Raw genomic sequence first — 21995 nt, forward strand, 5'->3', positions numbered from 1 at the left:
CGGTGACGGCGGCGGCGTCAGGCGGTCAATCGTTTCAGCATTTCGCGGGTGACCAGCACCACGCCGGTCTCGGTGCGCTCGAAGCGGGCCGCATCGGCGGCGGCATCCTCGCCGATCACCATGTCGTCGGGAATCACGCAGCCGCGGTCGATCACCACCTTGCTGAGCCGGGCGCCGCGGCCCACCTCGACATCGGGCAGCAGCACCGCCTCGTTGATCTCGCAGAACGAATGGATGCGCACGCCCGAGAACAGCACCGAGCTGCTCACCTTGGAGCCCGAGACGATGCAGCCGCCCGAGACGATGGTGTTGACCGTCATGCCGTGCTTGCCGTCGCGGTCGAGCACGAACTTGGCAGGGGGCAGTTGCCGCTGGTAGGTCCAGATGGGCCAGTCGGTGTCATAGATGTCGAGTTCGGGGGTGATCGAGGCCAGGTCGAGGTTGGCTGCCCAGAATGCATCAATCGTGCCCACGTCGCGCCAGTAGGCCTTGGCGTCGGGTCCGCGCGAGGCCCGCGTGACGCACGACATGCCGAAGGGATGCGCCAGCGCGCGGCCCTGCGCCACGGCGCGCGGGATGATGTCCTTGCCGAAGTCGTGGCTCGAATCGGGGTTGGCGGCGTCTTCCTCGAGCAGTTGGTAGAGGTAGTTGGAGTCGAACACGTAGATGCCCATGCTGGCCAGCGCCACGTCGGGGTGGCCGGGCATGGCGGGCGGGTCAGCCGGCTTCTCGAGAAAGGCAGTGATCTGGCGGCCGTCGTCGATGGCCATCACGCCGAACGCCGTGGCCTCCATGCGCGGCACCTCGATGCAGCCCACGGTGCAGCCCAGGCCGCGCTCGGCATGGTCCTTCACCATGATCGAGTAGTCCATCTTGTAGATGTGGTCGCCGGCCAGCACCACCACGTAGTCGTGCTTGGTCGAGCGGGTCTGGATGATGTCCAGGTTCTGGAACACCGCGTCGGCCGTGCCGCGATACCAGTGCTCGTCGCCCACGCGCTGCTGGGCGGGCAGCACGTCGACCATCTCGTTGAGCTCGGCCCTGAGGAAGCTCCAGCCGCGCTGCAGGTGGCGCATGAGCGAGTGCGACTTGTACTGCGTGACCACCGCCATGCGCCGGATGCCGGAATTGAGGCAGTTCGACAAGGCGAAATCAATGATGCGGAACTTGCCGCCGAAGTACACGGCCGGCTTGGCGCGCCGGTCGGTGAGCTGCTTGAGGCGCGAGCCGCGGCCGCCGGCCAGCACCAGGGCGATGGTGCGGCGAACCAGTTGATGGGCCTGCAGGGGTTCCTGCGAGGGGGGGGTGCCGAGCTTGTTGTCCATCCTGTGTCTCCGTTCGTTCGTTCGTTCGTTGGAATTCGGTCATCAGAGTTTCTATCGCGAGGCTAGCACCGCGCCGCGCGCATGGCTTCTACGTTCTTGCAATCCGGATGCTCGAGCAAGACACCTCCACCGCATCGCCGAGTGCCTGGGGCGAGGCGTCGTGGTCATGCCCCGGATCGGTCGAGAGACGGTGGCGCCAGTTGCCCGGGGGCAGCGTGAAATTCACTGTCTCCGCCCCCGCATTGACCAGCACCAGCCATGTGCCCGCGTCCTTGCTCTCCGCGCTTTCGTTGTTGTCGAAAAGGATCGCAAGCGCCGTGCCCGCATGCCAGTCGTGGGGCGCCATCGGCTGGCCGTCGGGGCGCAGCCAGCGGATGGCCGGTGCGCCCTCGGGCGGATCGGCCGGCCACCAGCGCGTGCTGCGCAGCACCGGTGCTTCGCGGCGCAGGGCCGAAAGGCGCGCGACGAAATCGCTCGTGCGCGCCATGTCGCTGGCGGGATCGGACGCGCCGATCCATGCGAGCCAGGTGGTCTCGTTGTCCTGGCAGTAGGCGTTGTTGTTGCCCTGCTGGCTGTGGCCGAGTTCGTCGCCGGCCAGCAGCATCGGCGTGCCTTGGGAGAGCAGCAGCACCGCGAGCAGCGCGCGCTGCAGGCGGCTGCGTTTGGCCAGCACGCCCGCGTCGTCGCTCGGGCCTTCGACCCCGCAGTTGTTGCTCAGGTTGTGGCCGTGGCCGTCGCGGTTGTTCTCGCCGTTCGCGAGGTTGTGGCGCTCTTCGTAGCTCACGAGGTCGCGCAGCGTGAAGCCGTCGTGCGCGGTGATGAAGTTGACGCTCGCCGTCGGCGCGCGGCCGTGGTGGGCGAACTGGGTGCTCGAGGCGGTGAAGCGGTGTGCGAAATCGCCGAGACCACTTGCGTCGTCGCGCCCTCGCCGCAGCCAGAAGCCGCGCTGTGTGTCGCGGTAGCGGTCGTTCCATTCGAGCCAGCCTGATGGGAACTCGCCGAGCCGGTAGCCGCCGGGGCCGATGTCCCACGGCTCCGCGATCAGCAGCGTGCGCGAGAGCACCGGGTCTTGCGCGATGGCCGCGAAGAAGGGCGCGCGCGCATCGAACCCCGTCTTCGCATCGCGTCCCAGCACCGGTGCGAGGTCGAAGCGGAAGCCGTCGACGCCCATCTCGCACGCCCAGAAGCGCAGGCTGTCCATCACGAGTTGCAGCACGCGGGGCTCGCGGAGGTTCAGGCAGTTGCCGGTGCCCGTCCAGTTTTCGTAGAGCGCGCGGTCGTCCTCGCGCAGGTGGTAGTACAAGGCGTTGTCGATGCCGCGCATCGAGAGCGTCGGGCCGACCTCGTCGCTCTCGGCGCTGTGGTTGTAGACCACGTCGATCACCAGTTCCATGCCGCGCGCATGCACCGCCTCGGCCATCGCGCGGAACTCGCTCGCGGGTGTGGTGTCGGGGCGGCCGCTCCAGTAGCGCGCCTCGGGCGCGAACCAGCCGATGGTGTTGTAGCCCCAGTAGTTGGAGAGGTTCATGGCGAGCAGGCGCTGTTCGTCGGCGCGATGCTGCACGGGCATGAGGCTGAGCGTGGTGACGCCCAGGCGCTGCAGGTGGTCGAGCACTGCGGGCTCGGCGAGGCCGGCGTAGGTGCCGCGCAAGGGGGCGGGCACGCCGGGGTGCAGGCGGGTCTGGCCGCAGACGTGCAGTTCGTAGAGGACGCGATCTGTTGCCGCGATGCGTGCGTGGCCTGGAGGCGTTGCGTCGCTTCTGCTCGCCGTCGTCACGCGTCCCTTGAGGGCGACTGTTCCGTTGTCGCGGGTGTCGCGTTGATCGGGATTTGCCGGGTCGTGGCCGAGGAAGAGGCCGCTGCCGTTGTAGCGGCCGACGATCTCTCGCGCATACGGATCGAGCAGCAGCTTGGCGGGGTTGAAGCGTTGGCCTTCATGCGGCGCCCAAGGGCCGTGGACGCGGTAGCCGTAGACGAGGCCTTCGTGCCCGCTCGGCAGCAGGCCGTGCCAGATGCCATCGGTGCATGCAGGCAGCTGGAGGCGTTGCTGTTCGTTCTGCCCCGTGCTGTCGAAAAGACACAGTTCTACGGACTCTGCGGTGGGGGCTGCTAATGCGAAATTGACGCCTTCTTTTGATGGCGTTGCGCCCAAGGGGAATGGAGTGCCTGGGCTCAGCATTCTTGTTGCCCTTGGGTTTGTTTTTTTTCCGAGGCCGGGTCTCGCCCCGGCAGGCGACCTACTTTTCTTTGCTTCGCCAAAGAAAGGTAGGCAAAAGAAAGGCGACCCCACTGTCTGCGACCCTCCGCTTCGCTGCGGGCAACCTGCGGTGCTCGCGGTTCGCGGGGTCTCGCAGAACTCGCTTCGCTCAAACAGCTGCGAGCCCTGATCCGCGAACCGCTGCGCTCCTCGGCGCAGCCAGAGGGGATTGGAGACAACACGGGCCATCGCTTTGCTCGGCCCGAGGGGCAGACACGCTTTGCGTGTCTGCCTTGCATTGGCTGTTGGTATTGCCCTGCCGAGCGCAGCGATGGCACGTCCGAAAGCCCTTCTGTATGCGCCGAGGAGCGGAGCGTTTCGCGGATCAGGGCTCGCCCTTGTTTGAGCGAAGCGAGTTTGGGCGAGACCCCGCGAAACGTGAGCACCGCAGGTTGCCCGAAGCGAAGCGTAGGGACGCAGACAGCAGGGTCGCCTTTTCTTTGCTTACGTTCTTTTGGCGAAGCAAAAGAAAGTAAGTCGCCCGCCGGGGCGAGACCCGGCCTCGGGAAAAAAGACGATTCAAGACCCATCAAACCAACACCCACATCACAGTCGCGAGAGGCGGAACACTGACCGAAACCGAATCTGCCTTCCCATGCCAAGGCACAGGCGAGCTTTCAACGATCCCGTTCCCCACACCACTCCCCCCATACACCGCCCCATCCGTATTGATGATCTCCCGATAAGCCCCCGCAACAGGAACCCCCAGCCGATACGCATGCCGAGGCAACGGCGTGAAGTTGCACACGACAACAACAAACGCCCCGTCCCGCGCACGACGAACAAACGCAAACACCGACTGATCCGCATCGTCATGCACGATCCACTCGAACCCGGCCGAGTCGTTGTCCAGCTCATGCAACGCCGGAAAGTGCCGATACACGTTGTTCAGATCGCGCACCAACCGCCGCACCCCTTGATGCGACGCATGCTCCAGCAGATGCCAATCCAGGCTGCGATCCGCATTCCACTCGGCGACCTGCGCGAATTCGCCGCCCATGAACAACAGCTTTTTCCCCGGATACCCCCAGAGGTATCCATACAGGTTGCGCAGCCCTGCAAACTTCTGCCACTCGTCGCCGGGCATCCGCCCGATCATCGACCCCTTGCCATGCACCACCTCGTCGTGCGAGAGCGGCAGCACGAAGTTCTCGGTGTGCGCGTACATCAGCCCAAAGGTGATCTGCTGGTGATGGTGCTTGCGATAGACCGGGTCGGTGCCCGCATAAGCGAGCGTGTCGTTCATCCACCCCATGTTCCATTTGTAGTGAAAGCCCAGCCCGCCGTTTTCCGGCGGCCGCGTCACGCCCGGAAAGCTCGTCGATTCCTCGGCCAGCGTCACCGCGCCGGGCCGCTCGATGCCCACCACGCGGTTCATGCGGCGAAGGAAATCGATGGCTTCCAGATTCTCGCGGCCACCTTGCGCATTCGGCACCCACTCGCCGGCCTTGCGGCTGTAGTCGCGGTACAGCATCGACGCCACCGCATCGACCCGCAAGCCGTCGACGCCATAGCGCTCCAGCCAGTACAGCGCATTGCCGACCAGGTAGTTGCGCACCTCCGTGCGCGCGAAGTTGAAGATCAGCGTCTGCCAGTCGTTGTGAAAGCCTTCGCGCGGATCGGCGTACTCGTAAAGCGCCGTGCCGTCGAAGTTGCCGAGGCCATGCGCATCGGTCGGAAAGTGCGCTGGCACCCAGTCCAGGATCACGCCCAGCCCGGCCGCATGCGCGGCCTCCACGAAATGGCGGAAGTCGAAAGGTGTGCCGAAGCGCGAAGTCGGCGCATACAGCCCGATCGGCTGGTAGCCCCACGAGCCGTCGAAGGGGTGCTCGCTGATCGGCAGCAGCTCGATGTGCGTGAAGCCCATGTCGCGCGCGTAGGGCACGAGCGTGTCGGCCAGCTCGCGGTAGTCGAGCCATTCGTGGCCGTTGTTCTTGCGGCGCCACGAGCCCAGGTGCACTTCATAGATGCTGACCGGCGCATGGCGCTCGTTGGCCTCGGCGCGGCCTTCGGGCATCTTCACCGCGGCCGGCAACGGCGCCACAACGCAGGCGGTCTCGGGCCGCAGGCGCGAGGAGAACGCGAACGGGTCGGCCTTGCGCAGCACCTCGCCCTTGGCCGAAAGAATTTCGAATTCGTAGCTGTCGCCGGTCGCCACGTGCGGCGCGAAGATCTCCCACACGCCGCATTCGCGGCGCAGCCGCATCATGTGGCGTCGGCCGTCCCAGTTGTTGAAGTCGCCGACCACCGAGACCCGGCGCGCGTTCGGCGCCCAGACCGCGAAGGCCACGCCCTTGACGCCATCAATCTCGCGCAGGTGCGCGCCCAGTCGCTCCCAGGGCCGCAGGTGCGTGCCCTCGGCCAGCAGCCACACGTCGGTTTCGCCGAGCACGAACGGAAAACGGTACGGGTCTTCGAGCCGCGAGGTGTGCGAGTCCCAATCCACCTGGAACGAATAGCCCAGGCGCGCCTCCGCGGCCGGCACCAGCCCGCTGAACAGGTCGGAGCCCTCGTGCCGCGTGAGCATCGCCAGCGGCCAGCCGGTGCGCGAGTGCATCACCGCGACGCTGTGGGCGCCGGGCATCAGCGCGCGCACTTCCAGCCCCTCGCGCGTTTCGTGCGGCCCGAGCACGGCAAAGGGATCGCCGTGTTCGGCGCGCATCAGTGCGCGGATTTCGGAGGCGGGCAGGGACTTCGGTGGCATGGCGTTCAGCTGTGTCCTTCTTCTTCGTTGGCGGGTGTTCCGAAAAAGACGCCGTAGGGCGCCAGCGCCAGCATGCGCTTTTCGCTAGTGCCCTGCACGCTGGCGGTCGCGGCGAGCGGATGGCCTTGCGGCGGCACCAACGCCTCGCGCAGCGCAATCGTCACAGGCTCACTCCCCATATTGAAGATCGCCTGCAGCGATCGGTTCCCGTCGCGCCGCTCGAACCACAGCACGGGCTCGGGCGCATCGAAGAACACGATGCCGCCGGTGCGCAGCAGCGGCTGCGTGCGGCGCCAGTGCAAGAGGGCACTGCTGAAGGCCAGCATCGAGCCCGGGTCGTCGGCCTGGTTGTCGATGGCCAGCGGCAGGTGCGGGCCGTACACCGGCAGCCACGGCGTGCCGGTGGTGAAGCCGCCGTGCAGCGCGTCGGCCTGCCACGGCATCGGCGTGCGGCAGCCGTCGCGGCCCTTGAACTCGGGCCAGAAGGTGCGGCCGTAGGGGTCTTGCAGCAGTTCGAAGGGCACCTCGGCTTCGGGCAGGCCGAGCTCTTCCCCCTGGTAGATGCTGGCGCTGCCGCGCAAGGTGAGCAGCAAGGCGAGCCAGAGGCGGTCGCGGCGGGTGTCGGGCGCCTTGCCGTCGCTCCAGCGGGTTGCCACGCGCGGCACGTCGTGGTTCGACACCGCCCAGCATCCCCAGCCTCCCGTTGGCGCCAGCGCGAGGTCGAGCGTCTCGACCTGGTGGCGCAGGTGCTTGGCGCGGTGGTCCGCCGTCAGCAGGCTGAAGCTGTAAGCCAGGTGCAGGCGCTTGCCGAGCTCGGTGTACTGCGCCATGACGGGCGGCGCGTTCTCGTCGCCGACCTCGCCCAGCGCGACCGCGCCGTAGCCGTCGAGCAGTTGGCGCAGGCGCTCGAGGAACACCAGGTTTTCCTGCTGGCTCTTGTCGTACAGGTGCTGCTGCATCGCATACGGGTTGTCGGCGCGCACGGTGCTCACCTCGTCGATCGACGCGAGCGAGGCGGGTGGGTTGTCGCGCAGCAGTGCATCGTGGAACTGGTGGTTGCAGGCGTCGAAGCGGAAGCCGTCGACGCCGCGCTCGCACCAGAAGCGCACCTCGCCGAGCAGCGCGTCCTGCACTTCGGTGCAATGGAAGTTGAGGTCGGGCTGCTCGGTGAGAAAGCTGTGCAGGTAGTACTGCCTGCGGCGCGAATCCCACTGCCATGCGGAGCCGCCGAAGACCGAGAGCCAGTTGGTGGGCGGCGTGCCGTCGGGCTTGGGGTCGGCCCAGACGTACCAGTCGGCCTTCGGGTTGTCGCGGCTCGAGCGGCTCTCGGCGAACCAGGCGTGCTGGTCGGAAGTGTGCGAGAGCACCTGGTCGATGATGAGCTTGAGCCCCAGCGCATGCATGCGCGCGAGCATCGCGTCGAAGTCGGCGAGCGTGCCGAAGAGCGGATCGACCGCGCGGTAGTCGGACACGTCGTAGCCGAAATCCTTCATCGGCGAGCGGAAGAAGGGCGAGACCCAGATCGCATCGACCCCTAGGCTGGCCACATGGTCGAGCCGGGCCGTGATGCCGGGCAGGTCGCCGATGCCGTCGCCATCGCTGTCCATGAAGCTGCGCGGGTAGATCTGGTAGATCACCGCGCCGCGCCACCATTCGCTGTTGCTGCTATTGATGCTGCTGCCCATGCCTGCCCCTGTGGTCGGAATTCATTGTGGCATGCGAAATCCGGGCCAGTCATACGCACTTGCGGGCCGCCGGTCGCGATTCGCCGGGCCGCGAAGCTTTCTACACTGGGCGCTGTTTCCGGCTCTCCCAAATGACGACCTCAGATTCCGTTTCATCCCTCGCCGCGCTCGAGGCGCGGCTCGCCCAGGACCTGGACTATCTCGGCTTTCCCGGCCGCCAGTGGATGCCCGTGCGGCAGAAGGACGGCGAGGCGATGCTCGACGTGGCGGTCATCGGCGGCGGGCAGGCCGGCCTCGCGGCCTCGGTGGCGCTGGCGCAGCAGGGCATCCGCGCCGTGATCTTCGACAGGTCGCCCGCCGGCAAGGAAGGCCCGTGGGCCACCACCGCGCGCATGGAAACGCTGCGCTCGCCCAAGGAACTCACCGGCCCCGCACTCGGCCTGCCGTCGCTCACCTTCCGCGCATGGTTCGAGGCGCAGTTCGGGCGCGAAGCCTGGACGGCGATGGACAAGATCCCGCGCCTGCAGTGGATGGACTATCTCGCCTGGTACCGCCGCGTGATGAACGTGGACGTGCGCAACGACACAGCGGTCACCGGCATCCACCCGCTGCCCGATGGCACGGCGGTGCGGCTCGATCTGCGCACGCCGGCCGGTGCTCAGAGCGTGCTGGCGCGCCGCGTCGTGCTGGCCACCGGCCGCGACGGCCTTGGCGGCCCGGCGGTGCCGACGTTCGTCAGTGCGCTGCCGCGTTCGCGGTGGGCGCATTCGTCCGACGACATGGACTACGGCCAACTCGCGGGCCTGCGCGTCGGCGTGGTCGGCGCGGGCTCTTCGGCGATGGACAGCGCCGCCACCGCGCTGGAAGCAGGCGCGCGCAGCGTCGAGCTCTTGATCCGCCGCCCCGACCTGCCGCGCGTCAACAAGGGCAAGGGCGCGGGCGTGCCGGGGCTCACGCAGGGGCACTTCGACCTGTCGGACGAGCGCAAATGGCGCATCCGCCACTACATCAACGTCGCGAACGTGCCGCCGCCGCATGGCAGCACGCTGCGGGTGTCGGCATTTCCGAATGCGTTCTTCAATTTCGGCTGTCCGATCCTTTCGGTTGCGCCTGAGGGCGATTCGATGCGCGTCTCGACGCCCAAGGGCGATTTCGAATTCGATTTCCTCATCGTCTCGACTGGGTTCAAGGTCGATTGGCCGAATCGCCCCGAGTTCGACGCCATCGCCTCCCAGATCCGGACGTGGAAGGACCGCTTCGTGCCCGCGCCCGGCGACGAGGACCAGGAGCTGGCCGATTCGCCGGACCTCGGCCCCGTCTTCGAGTTCAAGGAGCGCGTGCCGGGCGAGTGCCCGGGGCTCGAACGCATCCATTGCTTTTGCTACCCGGCGGCGCTCTCGCACGGCACGGTGTCGGGCGACATTCCCGCGATCAGCGATGGCGCCAAGCGGCTCGCGAGCGGCATCGCGAGCCTGTTCTATCGCGAGGATTTCGACCACCACTTCGCCAACCTCGAGGCCTACAGCGAGCCCGAGCTGTTCGGCGACGAATGGACGCCCGCACCGCCGCCTGGCGAGCGCACCTGAACCTTCTGTTTCAAGGACTCCCTGCATGACGAATCTTTCCGTGGCGCTGCCGGCCATCGACGTGGTCGATGACGCCGTCTCCCTCGCGCCAGGTCAGCCGACGTGGACGCTGCGGCGGCAGCGCGACAAGGTCGTGGCCGCCACCCAGAGCAGCCACGACGCGATGTTCTCGCACGCTGTCGAGGGCCTGACCCGCACCGAGCGCCTGCTGGTCGCGCTGCATGCGTGCCGCGTCTCGAACGCGCCGAACCTTGCCGCGCACTACCGCGAGGAACTGGCGGCCGAGAACGCCGATGCCGCCGTGGCCGATGCGGTGGAGCGCGGCGACATTGCCTCGCTTGCCGATGCGCGGCTGCGCGCAATGCTGGACTTCGCGGGCAAGCTCACCGCGCGCCCGATCGAAGGCAACCGCGCCGCCATCGAGGCGCTGGCGGCGCACGGGCTGTCGACGCCCGCGCTCGTGGCGCTGAGCCAGCTGATCGCCTTTCTTTCCTACCAGGTCCGCCTCGTCGCCGGCCTCAAGGCGCTGGCCGCCGCGGAGGCTTCGGCATGACGCTCCCGATCCGCATCAAGGGCTTCACCAACGAGGTGCTCAAGTGGAAGCCGTGGCTCGACATGGTGAACGTCGACACCGCCGCGCCGGCCCAACTGGCCGCGCTGGACGAGATGAGCCCGCAGGCGCGCAGCTCGCCGTATTTCCTGGTGCTCGCGCACCAGCCCGAAATATTGCTGCAGCGCTCCATCGCCTTCAACGCGATCATGTTCGCGCCAGGCGGCATGCCGCGCGCCGAGCGCGAGCTGGGTGCCACGGTGGAGTCGCGCGTCAACGGCTGCGTGTACTGCGCGTCGGTGCATGCGCAGCGCTTCGAGCAGTTGGCCAAGCGGAGCGATGTGATCGAGCAGGTGTTCGAGGAGCCGGCTTCGGCGGGAACCTCGCCGCGCGAAAAGGCCATCGTCGCGTTCTCGATCAAGCTCGGCGCGGAGCCGGACAAGGTGTCGGCCGAAGACATCCGGGCGCTGAAGGAGGTCGGGCTCCAGGAACTGGAAATCCTCGACCTCATTCATTCGGTGGCCCTGTTCGCCTGGGCCAACCGGCTGATGCTCAACTTGGGTGAGCCGGTCTTTCCCGCCGACGGGTCATAAGCGCGCGAGCAGGCCCGCGACGGTTTCGTTGCCGAGGCCCAGCGGCGCCAGCAAGTCGTTTTGCGCGCGGAAATCGATGCCGTTGACCAGCGAGGCGGCATCCACGATGGTGCGGGTCGCGGGGGTTGGCACCCCGGCGATTTGCCCCAGCGCCTCGACGAAGGCCAGACCGTAGGGCATGTCCTCGGTCACGTAGCGGGTGTCGGTGCGCACCGGCCCGGGCGGGCCGCCGCGCTTGGCGTGCAGCTCGGCCGCGATGTCTTCGAGCCGCGCCGACGCGGTGCCGAAGGAGCGCGCGAAGTGTTCCTCGATGGGGCCGAGCGCGATGCCGAAGGCCTGCGCCACGGCGCGCCGTTCCAGGTCCAGCGCCTCGATCGCGCTCGACACGCCGGGTGTCATGCAGTGGTACTGCGGCCAGTTCTCGGCGCGCTCGATGCGGGTCCAGTTGAAGACCGCGAGCGGGCCGTGGGACTGCGGGTTGACGTTGGCGAGCGCGCTGGCGAGCACGCTGTCCTGCGCGAAGAAGCCGTCGCCGAACAGCGCGGTGCAGAGGGCGACGGCCTCGGCGACGTTCGCGCCCGGGAGCGCCGACACGCCGACGGCCTTGCGCCGCGTCATCACCCGGACCTGCGTGCCCGATTCGCGGCGCGCGGTCAGCACGGTCGTGCCGAAGCTCGCGACCGTCACCTGCTTGCCGGCGCGCCGTGCGGCTTCGTGCAAGTAGAGCGACGACAGCGAGGCCATCGAGCTGACGATCACCGTCTGGCCGTCGCGCAGGGAGGGCAGGAGCGCGTCCATCACCTGCTTGTGGCCGTTGACCGGCAGGGCGAGCAGCAGCACGTCCGAGGCGTGGCAGAGCTGGGCCGCATCGTCGGCGACTTCGACCGTCACGGTGCAGGGCTGCACGCCGCCGGCTTCCAGCGGCTGGGTGCGCAGCGCCTCGGCGCCCCGGCCGCCCGGCGACCAGAGCGTGACGCCGTGGCCCGCCTGGCGCAGCCATGCGGCGCTGGCCAGCGCGATGGCGCCGGTGCCCGCGATGCCGACGCGGTACTTTCCTGCGGAAACCTCAGTCAACCTTGATCCCGCCCTGCTTGATCACTTTGGCCCAGCGCTGGCTGTCTTCTGTCACCACCTTGCCGAGCGCCGCCGCATTGCCGCAGGTGTTGACCGCGCCCAGCTGCGCGAAGCGCTGCTTCGTCTCGGGCAGGTTGCACACCTCGACCAGCGCGGCGGAGAGCTTGTCGCTCCCGGCGGCCGGCATGCGCGCGGGCGCCATCACGCCGACCCAGACCGGCACTTCCATGCCCGGCAGGCCCGTGGCCTCGCCCACGGTCGGCGCCGTGCCCATGCTGGGCAGCGCCGCACGCGAAAAGGTGCCGAGCACGCGCGCCTTGCCGGTCGCGACCATGGGCTCGATCGAGGCGACGCTGGTGACGATCGTCGCGACCTGCCCGCCCAGGAGGTCGGTCAATGCCGGCGCCGCGCCGCGGTAGGGCACGTGCAGCAGGTTCACGCCGCTCGCCTGCGCCAGCAGCGCGCCCGTGAGGTGCGACACCGTGCCGTTGCCGGTCGAGGCGTAGGTGACCTGGCCCGGCCGCGCCTTGGCGTCGCGCAGCACGTCGGCGATGGTCTTGTAGGGACTCTCGGCGCGCACGGCCAGCGTCATCGGCGTGTCGGCGACCAGGGCCACGGGCACCAGTTCGTGCACCGGGTCGTAGGGCAGCTTGGATTGCAGGTGGGGCGCGATGGTGACTGCGCCGCCGGTGGCCAGCAGCACGGTGGCCCCGTCGGTCGCCTTGGCCACCGCATCGGCGGCGACGATGCCGCCCGCGCCGGCCTTGTTGTCGATGATCACCGGCGTGCCGAGCCTGTCGGTGAGCTTGGCGCCCAGGTAGCGGGCAATCACGTCCTGCGCGCCGCCCGGGGCGAAGGGGACGACGATGCGCAGGGGCTTGTCGTTGGCCGGCTGCGCCCACGAGGGCAGGGCGGCGAGGCAGGCGGCAAGGCCCAGGGCCAGGGGTTTCCAGAGCAGTTTCATGGCGTTCAGGCAGTACGAAAGCAGACGTTACCCAGGCAACATGCAGGTTGCGTGCCCCAAGTCTAGGGTCTGCCGCGCGGAGGGCATCGCCCGGGCGCGATAATCCGCCTTCCCCGGCCAGCCCGCGCCGGGCTCTTGCCGAACCGCCATGAACCCCAGCTACAAACCCAGCGACGTCGAGTCCGCTGCCCAGGCGCAATGGAGCGCCGCCGATGCCTACCGCGTCACCGAAGACGCGAGCCGCAAGAAGTACTACGCCTGCTCGATGCTGCCGTACCCCAGCGGCAAGCTGCACATGGGCCACGTGCGCAACTACACGATCAACGACATGCTCACGCGCTACCTGCGCATGAGCGGCTACAACGTGCTGATGCCCATGGGCTGGGACGCCTTCGGCCTGCCGGCCGAGAACGCGGCCCTGAAAAACGGGGTTCCGCCGGCCAAGTGGACCTACGAGAACATCGACTACATGCGCGGCCAGCTCCAGGCCATGGGCCTGGCGATCGACTGGAGCCGCGAGATCGCCACCTGCGATCCGAGCTACTACAAGTGGAACCAGTGGCTGTTCCTGAAGATGCTGGAGAAGGGCATCGCCTACCGCAAGACCCAGGTGGTGAACTGGGACCCGGTCGACCAGACCGTGCTGGCCAATGAGCAGGTGATCGACGGCAAGGGCTGGCGCACCGGCGCCACGGTCGAGCGCCGCGAGATTCCCGGCTATTACCTCAAGATCAGCGACTACGCCGAAGAGTTGCTCGAGCACACCCAGCACAAGCTGCCGGGCTGGCCTGAGCGCGTGAAGCTGATGCAGGAGAACTGGATCGGCAAGAGCGAGGGCGTGCGCTTCGCCTTCACGCATGACATCCAGGACGCGAGCGGCCAGCTCATCCAGGACGGTCGCATGTACGTGTTCACCACGCGCGCCGACACGATCATGGGCGTCACTTTCTGCGCCGTGGCGCCAGAGCATCCGCTGGCCGCGCATGCCGCCACGCTCGATCCGAAGGTCGCGGCCTTCATCGAGGAATGCAAGAACGGCGGCACCACCGAGGCCGAGCTCGCCACGCAGGAGAAGAAGGGCGTGCCCACCGGCCTCACGGTGAAGCACCCGATCACCGAGGAACAGGTGCCGGTGTGGGTGGGCAACTACGTGCTCATCGGCTACGGCGACGGTGCCGTGATGGGCGTGCCCGCGCACGACGAGCGCGACTTCGCCTTTGCCAACAAGTACGGCATCGAGATCATCCAGGTCGTGCTGGTCGATGACGAGCCGCACTTCGACTATCACAAGTGGCAGGACTGGTACGGCGACAAGCAGCGCGGCGTGACCATCAACTCCGACAACTTCAGCGGCATGTCGTACAAGGAGGCCGTGGCCGCCGTGGCGCATGCCCTCGGCCAGAAGGGCCTCGGCGAACTGCAGACCACATGGCGCCTGCGCGACTGGGGCGTGAGCCGCCAGCGCTACTGGGGCACGCCGATCCCGATCATTCACTGCGAAGAGCACGGCGCGGTGCCGGTCCCCGAGAAGGACCTGCCCGTGGTGCTGCCGACCGACTGCGTGCCGGACGGCTCGGGCAACCCGCTGAACAAGCACGAAGGTTTCCACGCCGGCGTGGTGTGCCCGGTGTGCGGCAAGGCCGCGCGGCGCGAGACCGACACGATGGACACCTTCGTGGATTCGTCGTGGTACTTCATGCGCTACTGCGACCCGAAGAACGACCAGGCCATGGTCGCCGAGGGCGCTGATTACTGGATGCCCATGGACCAGTACATCGGCGGCATCGAGCACGCGATTCTTCACTTGCTCTACGCGCGCTTCTGGACCAAGGTGATGCGCGACCTCGGCCTTGTGAAGGCCGACGAGCCCTTCGCCAAGCTGCTGACGCAGGGGATGGTGCTCAACCACATCTTCTACAAGCGCAACGAGAAGGGCGGCAAGGACTACTTCCCGCCTTTGGAAGTGACGCCCGTGCTCGATGCGCAGGGCCGCATCACCGGCGGCACCACGGCCGACGGCACAAAGGTCGAGTACGGCGGCGTCGGCAAGATGGGCAAGAGCGAGCGCAACGGCGTCGACCCGCAGGACCTCATCGAGAAGTACGGCGCCGACACCGCGCGCCTGTACACCATGTTCACCGCACCGCCAGAAGCCACGCTCGAGTGGAACGACGCGGCCGTCGAAGGCAGCTACCGGTTCCTGCGCAGGGTGTGGAATTTCGGCGTGACGCAGGCAGACGTGGCGCCGGCCAAGGCCGGCACGCCGACGTTCGGCAAGGCCGCTCAGGCGCTGCGCCGCGAGGTGCACACGGTGCTGCGCCAGGTCGACTACGACTACCAGCGCATGCAATACAACACGGTGGTGTCGGGCGCGATGAAGCTGCTCAACGCGCTCGAAGGCTTCAAGCCCGACGGCAGCGCGGGTGACGCGGCCGCGGTGCGCGAGGGCTTCGGCATCCTGCTGCGCTGCCTGTACCCCGCCACCCCGCACATCGCCCAGCAGCTCTGGGCGGAACTCGGCTACGACAAGGACCTCGGCGGCCTGCTCGACGCAGCCTGGCCGACGGTCGACGTCGAGGCGCTGGTGCAGGACGAGATCGAGCTCATGCTGCAGGTCAACGGCAAGCTGCGCGGCAAGCTGCTGGTGCCGGCCGGCGCCTCCAAGGACGAGATCGAGAAACTCGCGCTCGCCTGCGACGACTTCGTCGCGTTCGCCGAGGGCGCGCCGCCCAAGCGCGTGATCGTGGTTCCCGGCCGTCTGGTCAACGTGGTCCTCTGAACGATAGAAGCATGAACAAACGCAATGCCTCGTTGCCGCGCCGCGGCTTTCTCCTCGGTTTGACGGCCGTGGGCGCCAGCATGGGCCTGGCCGGTTGCGGCTTCGAGCTGCGCAAGGCGCCGGTCTTCGCGTTCAAGACGCTGTCGGTGGAGGGCAATTCCGCGCTGATCAACCAGGTGCGGCGCGACCTGCGCGCGGCCGGCACGGTGACGCTGGTGCCCAAGGAAGAAGCCAAGACCGCCGACGCGGTGCTGGTGGTGCTGGGCGAAGACCGCGACCGGTTCGTGATCTCGACCAATTCGGCCGGCGCGCTGCGCGAATTGCAACTGCGTCTGCGCGTGCGCTTCAGCCTGAAGACGCCCGGGGGCAAGGAGCTGCTCGCGGCCTCCGAGGTGTCGCAGACGCGCGACCTGAGCTTCAACGAAACCAACGCGCTCGCCAAGGAAGGCGAGGCCGAACTGCTGTTCCGCGACATGCAGAGCGACATCGCGCAGCAGTTGATGCGGCGCCTCGCGGCCGTCAAGGAACTCTAGGCGCCCCGCGCCGCAGCGATTCCATGCAACTTGCCAGCGCCCAACTCGGGGGCCACCTGCAGAAGGGGCTCAAGCCGCTCTACACGATCCACGGCGACGAGCCGCTGCTCGCGCAGGAGGCGGCCGACGCCATCCGCGCCGCCGCGCGCGCACAGGGCTACACCGAGCGCAGCTCGTACACCGTGGCCGGCGCGCACTTCGACTGGAGCGCGGTGCTGGCGGCGGGGGGCTCGCTTTCGCTCTTCGCCGACAAGCAGATCGTGGAGATCCGCATCCCCTCGGGCAAGCCCGGCAAGGACGGCAGCACGGCGTTGCAGCAACTGGCCGAAGCCGCGCCCGGCAACGACAGCACGCTCACGCTGGTGATGCTGCCGCGCCTGGACAAGGCCACGCGCACCGGCGCCTGGTTCTCGGCGCTGGAGAACAACGGCGTGAGCATCCAGGTCGATCCGATCGAGCGCAATGTGTTGCCGCAATGGATCGCGCAGCGCCTCGGGCAACAGGGCCAGCGCGTGATGCCGGGCGACGAAGGCCAGCGCACGCTGCAGTTCTTTGCCGACCGCGTCGAAGGCAACCTGCTCGCGGCGCACCAGGAAATCCAGAAGCTCGCGCTGCTGCATCCGGCGGGCGAGCTGAGCTGGGAACAGGTCGAAGGCGCGGTCAACAACGTGGCGCGCTACGACGTGTTCAAGCTTTCCGAAGCGGTGCTGGCCGGCAACCCGCAGCGCGTGGCGCGCATGCTCGACGGCCTGCAGGCCGAAGGCGAGGCCGAGGTGCTGGTGCACTACACGATCGCCGAGGACATCCGCGCCTTGAAGCGCGTGAAGGACGCCATGGCTGCCGGTCGGCCGCTGCCGATGGCGCTGCGCGAGAACCGCATCTGGGGCCCGCGCGAGCGTGCCTTCGAGCGCGTGCTGCCCCGGCTGGACGACCGCATGCTGGCGCGCCTGCTGCGCGCGGCCCACCTGGTGGACGGCATCTGCAAGGGCCTGAAGCAGCCCGACTGGCCCGCCAGCGGCTGGCAGGCGCTGCAGCGGCTGGCGCTGATGCTGTGCCGTGCGTGCAGCAGCGCGCCGGCGGCCGCGCGCCGCGCCTGATCTCATCTCTTTTCTTTCTTTGGCGGCTCCAGGCACCAAAAGGCCTGTGTAAGCCGGGCCACAGGTCGGCGTGGGAAAATGTTCGCATGAATGCGTTCAACGTCAGCGAGCACATGCAGGCCCTAGGGCTGCAGGCAAAGACCGCTGCTTTCCTCATGGCCCGTGCGGATGCAGCTACCAAAAACATAGCATTGAAGGCGCTCGCGCGGCGCCTGCGCGAAGCCGGCCCGGTGCTGGCGGTCGCCAATCAGAAAGACCTGGAACGCGCCACCGCCGCCGGCCTTTCGGCCCCGATGGTCGATCGCCTCAAGCTCACGCCGAAGGTCATCGAGACCGTGGCCCTGGGCTGCGAGCAGCTCGCCGGCATGGCCGACGTGATCGGCGAAATCATCGGCATGAAGCAGCAGCCCAGCGGCATCCGCGTGGGCCAGATGCGGGTGCCGATCGGCGTCTTCGGCATGATCTACGAGAGCCGTCCCAACGTGACCATCGAGGCCGCGAGCCTCGCGATCAAGTCGGGCAACGCCGCCATCCTGCGCGGCGGCTCGGAGGCCATCGAATCGAACAAGGCGCTGGCGCTGCTGGTGTCCGAGGCGCTGGCCGAGGCCGGCCTGCCGGTCGAGGCGGTGCAGCTGGTGCAGACCACCGACCGCGAGGCCGTGGGCCAGCTCATCGCCATGCCCGAATTCGTGGACGTGATCATTCCGCGCGGCGGCAAGGGGCTCATCGAGCGCATCAGCCGCGACGCCAAGGTGCCGGTCATCAAGCACCTGGACGGCAACTGCCACGTTTATGTAGACGACACGGCCGAATTCGGCATGGCGCTGCGTATCGTGGACAACGCCAAGACCCAGAAGTACAGCCCCTGCAACGCCGCCGAAGGCCTGCTGGTCTCGGAGGTGGTGGCGGAAGACTTTTTGCCCCAGATCGCCGCGATCTTCGCCGCCAAGGGCGTGGAAATGCGCTGCGACCCGGCCGCCGCCCGCATCCTGCGTTCGGACGAGGCGGCACTCGATCCGGCTGCCAAGGTCATCGATGCGGTCGAGACCGACTGGTCCGAGGAATACCTGGCCGCCGTGATCAGCATCAAGGTCGTGGCCGGCGTCGATGAGGCCATTGCGCACATCAACCGCTATTCGAGCCACCACACCGACGCCATCGTCACGCGCGACCACGTGCATGCTCAGCGCTTTTTGCGCGAGGTCGATTCGGCCAGTGTCATGGTCAATGCGAGCACCCGCTTCGCGGACGGTTTCGAGTTCGGCCTGGGTGCCGAAATCGGCATCAGCACCGACAAGTTCCACGCCCGCGGGCCAGTCGGCATCGAAGGGCTGACCTCGCTCAAGTACGTGGTGCTCGGCCAAGGCGAAGTGCGGACGTGATGCGTGCTGCTCCCGCGGTCTTGTCATTGGGGCATGTACCCCCAATTCCTACAATTCCGCTCCACCTCTAAGAAATCGAAGAAGGCCGCCGCATGGTTCCGCATCTCGTCACCGCCCTGACCGGCCCGATCAACGAACTGGAACAGCGGGTGCTCGACTCGATGCCCGCCATCGAGCGCTGGTTCCGCCTTGAGTGGATGGAGCACACGCCGCCGTTCTACAGCTCCGTCGATATCCGCAATGCAGGCTTCAAGCTCGCGCCGGTCGACACCAATCTCTTTCCGGGTGGCTGGAACAACCTCACCAAAGAGATGCTGCCGCTGGCGGTGCAGGCGGCCCAGGCGGCCATCGAGAAGATCTGTCCGGAGGCGCGCAACCTGCTCGTCATTCCCGAAAATCACTCTAAAAACACCTTTTATCTCGCCAACATCGCGCAACTTGTGCGCATCTTCCACATGGCGGGGCTGAATGTGCGGATCGGTTCGGTCGATCCGGCGATCAAGTCGCCCAAGAAGATCGAATTGCCCAACGGCGAGACCGTGACCCTGGAGCCGGTGGTGCGCGGCAAACGCCGACTGGGTTTGAAGAACTTCGATCCCTGCACAATTCTGCTCAACAACGAGCTTTCGGCAGGAACGCCGGGCATCCTCGAAGACCTTCACGAGCAGTACCTCTTGCCGCCCCTGCACGCGGGCTGGTCTGTGCGCCGCAAGAGCAACCACCTGCACAGCTATGAGGAGCTGTCCAAGCGACTGGGCAAGCTCTTGGGCATCGACCCCTGGCTCATCAACCCGATCTACGCGCGTGCCGAAGGCGTCGACATCGCCGAGGGCCGCGGGATTGACGTGCTGACCAGCCATGTCGACGCGGTGCTCACCAAGGTGCGCCGCAAGTACAAGGAATACGGCATCAACGAAAAGCCGTTCGTCGTCGTCAAGGGCGGACACAGCGGCAGCGGCAGTCCGGGCGTGGTGACGGTGCGCGATGCCAAGGAAGTCGAGGCGCTGATCGGGAAGTCGCGCACCAGCACCTCGTCGGCAGCCAAGACTTCCGCCGGGCGGGACCTCCGCGAACCCACCGAGTTGATCGTCCAGGAAGGCGTGCTGACCAATGAGCGCGTGCACAACGGCGTGGCCGAGCCGGTCGTCTACATGATGGACCGCTACGTGGTCGGCGGCTTCTACCGGGTGCACGCCGAGCAGGCGGCCGACGAGAACCTCAAGCTTCCGGGTGCGAGCTACGTGCCGCTGGCTTTCTCGGAAAGCACGCACATGCCCCAGCCTGGTGCCAAGCCTGGCGCGAGCGCGCCGAACCGTTTCTATATGTATGGCGTGGTCGGCCGCCTGGCCATGGTGGCGGCCAGCTACGAGATGGAAGCGACCGACCCGGACGCCGAAATCTACGAATGATTGCCGCCGCCGGGTTGCGGCGTCACCGGGCAACGGCAAAATAGCGACCCCACAGCAAACGGAAACAAAAGGGCGGGAGGGGTGACGCGTGGTGGAACAACGAATGAATGTTCCGCCGCCACGGCACCTCCGCGTGTCTGACGCGTCGATCCACAACGGCCAGCCCTTTTTCCCATCGACTTCGTGTCAGCCCCCAAAACAATCTCTGCCGGCCTGATCGTCGGCGCCATCGGCGTCGTCTATGGCGACATCGGCACCAGCGTGCTGTATGCGGTCAAGGAAGTGTTCGGCCACGGCCACGTGCCGTTCACCGTTCAGAACGTCTACGGCATCCTGTCGATGTTCTTCTGGACGCTCACCGTCATCGTCTCGATCAAGTACGTCGTGCTGGTGCTGCGCGCCGACAACGAAGGCGAGGGTGGCCTCGTCGCCATGCTCGCATTGGCGTCCCGGGCGGTCGCCGACAAGCCGCGCCTTCGGCATGTGCTGCTGGTGATCGGCATCTTCGGTACCTCGCTCTTCTACGGCGACGGCGTCATCACGCCGGCCATCTCGGTGCTGTCGGCGGTCGAGGGCCTGGAGGTGGTGTCGCCGCACTTCAAGCACTACGTGATCCCGATCACCCTGGTCGTGCTGTTCTGCCTCTTCGCCGTGCAGAAGCGCGGCACCGCGGGCATCGGCAAGTTCTTCGGGCCGGTCACGCTGGCGTGGTTCGCGGCCATCGCGGTGCTGGGCGTGTGGCAGATCCTGCATCACCCCGAAATCGTCAAGGCGCTCAACCCCTGGTATGCGCTGAAGTTCATCTGGGACAACCCGGGCACCAGCTTCATCCTGCTGGGCGCGATGGTGCTGTGCGTGACCGGCGCCGAGGCACTGTACGCCGACCTGGGCCACTTCGGCAAGAAGCCGATCCGCATCGCGTGGTTCTCGGTCGTCATGCCGGCGCTCACGCTCAACTACCTCGGCCAGGGCGCGCTGCTGCTGGAGAACCCCGAGGCGGTGAAGAACCCGTTCTTCATGATGGCGCCCGAGTGGGCGCTGATTCCGCTGGTGCTGCTGGCCACGCTGTCGACGGTGATCGCTTCGCAGGCGCTCATCACCGGCGCGTTCAGCGTGACGCGCCAGGTGATCCAGCTGGGCTACCTGCCGCGCCTGAACATCGAGCACACCAGCGTGCGCACGGCCGGGCAAATCTACATCCCGCTGGTCAACTGGGGCCTGTTCGTGGCCATCGTGCTGGCGGTGGTGATGTTCCGCACCTCGAGCAGCCTTGCCGCGGCCTACGGCATCGCGGTGACGACCGACATGCTGATCACCACGATCCTGACCTTCTTCGTGATCCGCTATGCGTGGAAGCTGCCGCTGGCGCTGTGCATCGCATCGACCGCGGTCTTCTTCGTGGTGGACTTTCTGTTCTTTGCCTCGAACCTGCTCAAGCTGTTCGAAGGCGGCTGGTTCCCGCTCCTGATCGGCGGCTTCGTGTTCACGTTGATGATCACCTGGAAGGAAGGCCGGCGCCTGATGGGCGAGGCGCAGCATGCCGACGCGATCGATCTCAAGTCGTTCCTCGACTCCGTGTTCGTGAGCCCGCCGGCGCGCGTGGACGGCACGGCCGTGTTCCTCACCGCGGAGCCGGGCGTCGTGCCCAATGCGCTCCTGCACAACCTGAAGCACAACAAGGTGCTGCACGAGCAGAACATGTTCGTCACCGTGCGCAACCACGAGGTGCCCTGGATTCCGATGGACAAGCGCATCGAGATCGAGGCGCTGGGCCACCATTGCTGGCAGGTCATCGTGCACTACGGCTTCAAGAACGACATCGACCTGCCGCGCGCGCTCGAGCATGCGCGCCTGCGCGGCTGCCAGCTGGAGCCGATGGCCACGAGCTACTTCCTCTCGCGCGACGTCGTGATCCCCACGCTGGGCAGCGGCATGGCGCCTTGGCGCGAGAAGCTGTTCGCGCAGATGCACCACAACGCGAGCGGGGCGGCGGCGTTCCTGGGGCTGCCGAACAATGCGGTGGTGGAGCTGGGGTCGAAGATCGAGATTTGAGGCAG

15 protein-coding genes are annotated in these 21995 nt (G+C 67.2%); 9 read left to right on the forward strand and 6 right to left on the reverse strand.

The features are described from left to right. Window positions 1-17: 17 nt before the first annotated feature. From glgC to QFZ83_RS30970, 4 genes are all read right to left on the reverse strand, one after another. On the reverse strand, window positions 18-1325 hold the full coding sequence (gene glgC / locus QFZ83_RS30955; protein WP_013538908.1) for a glucose-1-phosphate adenylyltransferase: 1308 nt from the start codon (window positions 1323-1325) through the stop codon (window positions 18-20). A gap of 88 nt (window positions 1326-1413) precedes the next feature. Beyond that, on the reverse strand, window positions 1414-3504 hold the full coding sequence (gene glgX, locus QFZ83_RS30960) for a glycogen debranching protein GlgX (RefSeq protein WP_307512174.1): 2091 nt from the start codon (window positions 3502-3504) through the stop codon (window positions 1414-1416). Between the two features lie 607 nt (window positions 3505-4111). Beyond that, window positions 4112-6286, reverse strand: a complete 2175-nt coding sequence (gene glgB / locus QFZ83_RS30965) for a 1,4-alpha-glucan branching protein GlgB (protein WP_307512176.1) — start codon at window positions 6284-6286, stop codon at window positions 4112-4114. A gap of 5 nt (window positions 6287-6291) precedes the next feature. After that, window positions 6292-7971 carry an alpha-amylase family glycosyl hydrolase gene (locus QFZ83_RS30970; protein ID WP_307512178.1) on the reverse strand — a complete coding sequence of 560 codons (1680 nt, stop codon included), beginning with the start codon at window positions 7969-7971 and terminating at the stop codon, window positions 6292-6294. A gap of 131 nt (window positions 7972-8102) precedes the next feature. On the opposite strand from QFZ83_RS30970, the gene QFZ83_RS30975 reads away from it, so the two are divergent. The 3 genes from QFZ83_RS30975 to QFZ83_RS30985 are packed head-to-tail and all read left to right on the forward strand — an operon-like array spanning window position 8103 to window position 10700. Further along, entirely contained in the window at window positions 8103-9557 is a 1455-nt protein-coding gene (locus QFZ83_RS30975) for an NAD(P)-binding domain-containing protein (RefSeq protein ID WP_307512180.1), read from the forward strand. 25 nt (window positions 9558-9582) lie between these two features. Further along, window positions 9583-10110, forward strand: a complete 528-nt coding sequence (locus tag QFZ83_RS30980) for a CMD domain-containing protein (RefSeq protein ID WP_307512182.1) — start codon at window positions 9583-9585, stop codon at window positions 10108-10110. Then, window positions 10107-10700, forward strand: a complete 594-nt coding sequence (locus tag QFZ83_RS30985; protein ID WP_307512185.1) for a peroxidase-related enzyme — start codon at window positions 10107-10109, stop codon at window positions 10698-10700. Before QFZ83_RS30980 ends, QFZ83_RS30985 begins: the two co-directional genes overlap by 4 nt. Here the strand turns inward: QFZ83_RS30985 and QFZ83_RS30990 are convergent. Together QFZ83_RS30990 and QFZ83_RS30995 are read right to left on the reverse strand one after the other, a co-directional pair. After that, window positions 10695-11774, reverse strand: coding sequence for an NAD/NADP octopine/nopaline dehydrogenase family protein (locus QFZ83_RS30990; protein WP_307512187.1), 1080 nt, complete (start codon window positions 11772-11774; stop codon window positions 10695-10697). The two genes, QFZ83_RS30985 and QFZ83_RS30990, sit on opposite strands and share 6 nt — an antisense overlap. Continuing rightward, on the reverse strand, window positions 11767-12738 hold the full coding sequence (locus QFZ83_RS30995; RefSeq protein ID WP_307512189.1) for a tripartite tricarboxylate transporter substrate binding protein: 972 nt from the start codon (window positions 12736-12738) through the stop codon (window positions 11767-11769). The genes QFZ83_RS30990 and QFZ83_RS30995 overlap by 8 nt, the downstream gene beginning before the upstream one ends. A 148-nt stretch (window positions 12739-12886) precedes the next feature. Here QFZ83_RS30995 and leuS point away from each other — a divergent pair, with 148 nt between their 5' ends. From leuS to QFZ83_RS31025, 6 genes are all read left to right on the forward strand, one after another. Further along, window positions 12887-15517, forward strand: a complete 2631-nt coding sequence (gene leuS / locus QFZ83_RS31000; protein WP_307512190.1) for a leucine--tRNA ligase — start codon at window positions 12887-12889, stop codon at window positions 15515-15517. Window positions 15518-15528: 11 nt separating this feature from the next. Next, window positions 15529-16050: an LPS assembly lipoprotein LptE gene (gene lptE, locus QFZ83_RS31005; RefSeq protein ID WP_307512192.1), complete on the forward strand. Its 522-nt coding sequence runs from the start codon at window positions 15529-15531 to the stop codon at window positions 16048-16050. 23 nt (window positions 16051-16073) lie between these two features. Further along, on the forward strand, window positions 16074-17147 hold the full coding sequence (gene holA / locus QFZ83_RS31010) for a DNA polymerase III subunit delta (RefSeq protein ID WP_306881950.1): 1074 nt from the start codon (window positions 16074-16076) through the stop codon (window positions 17145-17147). A gap of 86 nt (window positions 17148-17233) precedes the next feature. Continuing rightward, window positions 17234-18529 (forward strand): glutamate-5-semialdehyde dehydrogenase, encoded by a 1296-nt coding sequence (locus QFZ83_RS31015; RefSeq protein ID WP_307512193.1) that lies wholly within the window; start codon window positions 17234-17236, stop codon window positions 18527-18529. Between the two features lie 92 nt (window positions 18530-18621). Beyond that, complete coding sequence (gene gshA / locus QFZ83_RS31020) at window positions 18622-19938, forward strand: glutamate--cysteine ligase (RefSeq protein ID WP_013538918.1); 1317 nt, start codon at window positions 18622-18624, stop codon at window positions 19936-19938. A 183-nt stretch (window positions 19939-20121) separates the two neighbouring features. After that, the gene (locus tag QFZ83_RS31025) at window positions 20122-21990 is read left to right on the forward strand and encodes a potassium transporter Kup (protein ID WP_306881947.1); all 1869 of its coding nucleotides are present in this window, start codon (window positions 20122-20124) and stop codon (window positions 21988-21990) included. Window positions 21991-21995: the final 5 nt, after the last annotated feature.

This window comes from Variovorax sp. W1I1 (genome assembly GCF_030815625.1).
GTDB classification, from domain to species: Bacteria; Pseudomonadota; Gammaproteobacteria; order Burkholderiales; family Burkholderiaceae_C; genus Variovorax; species Variovorax paradoxus_C.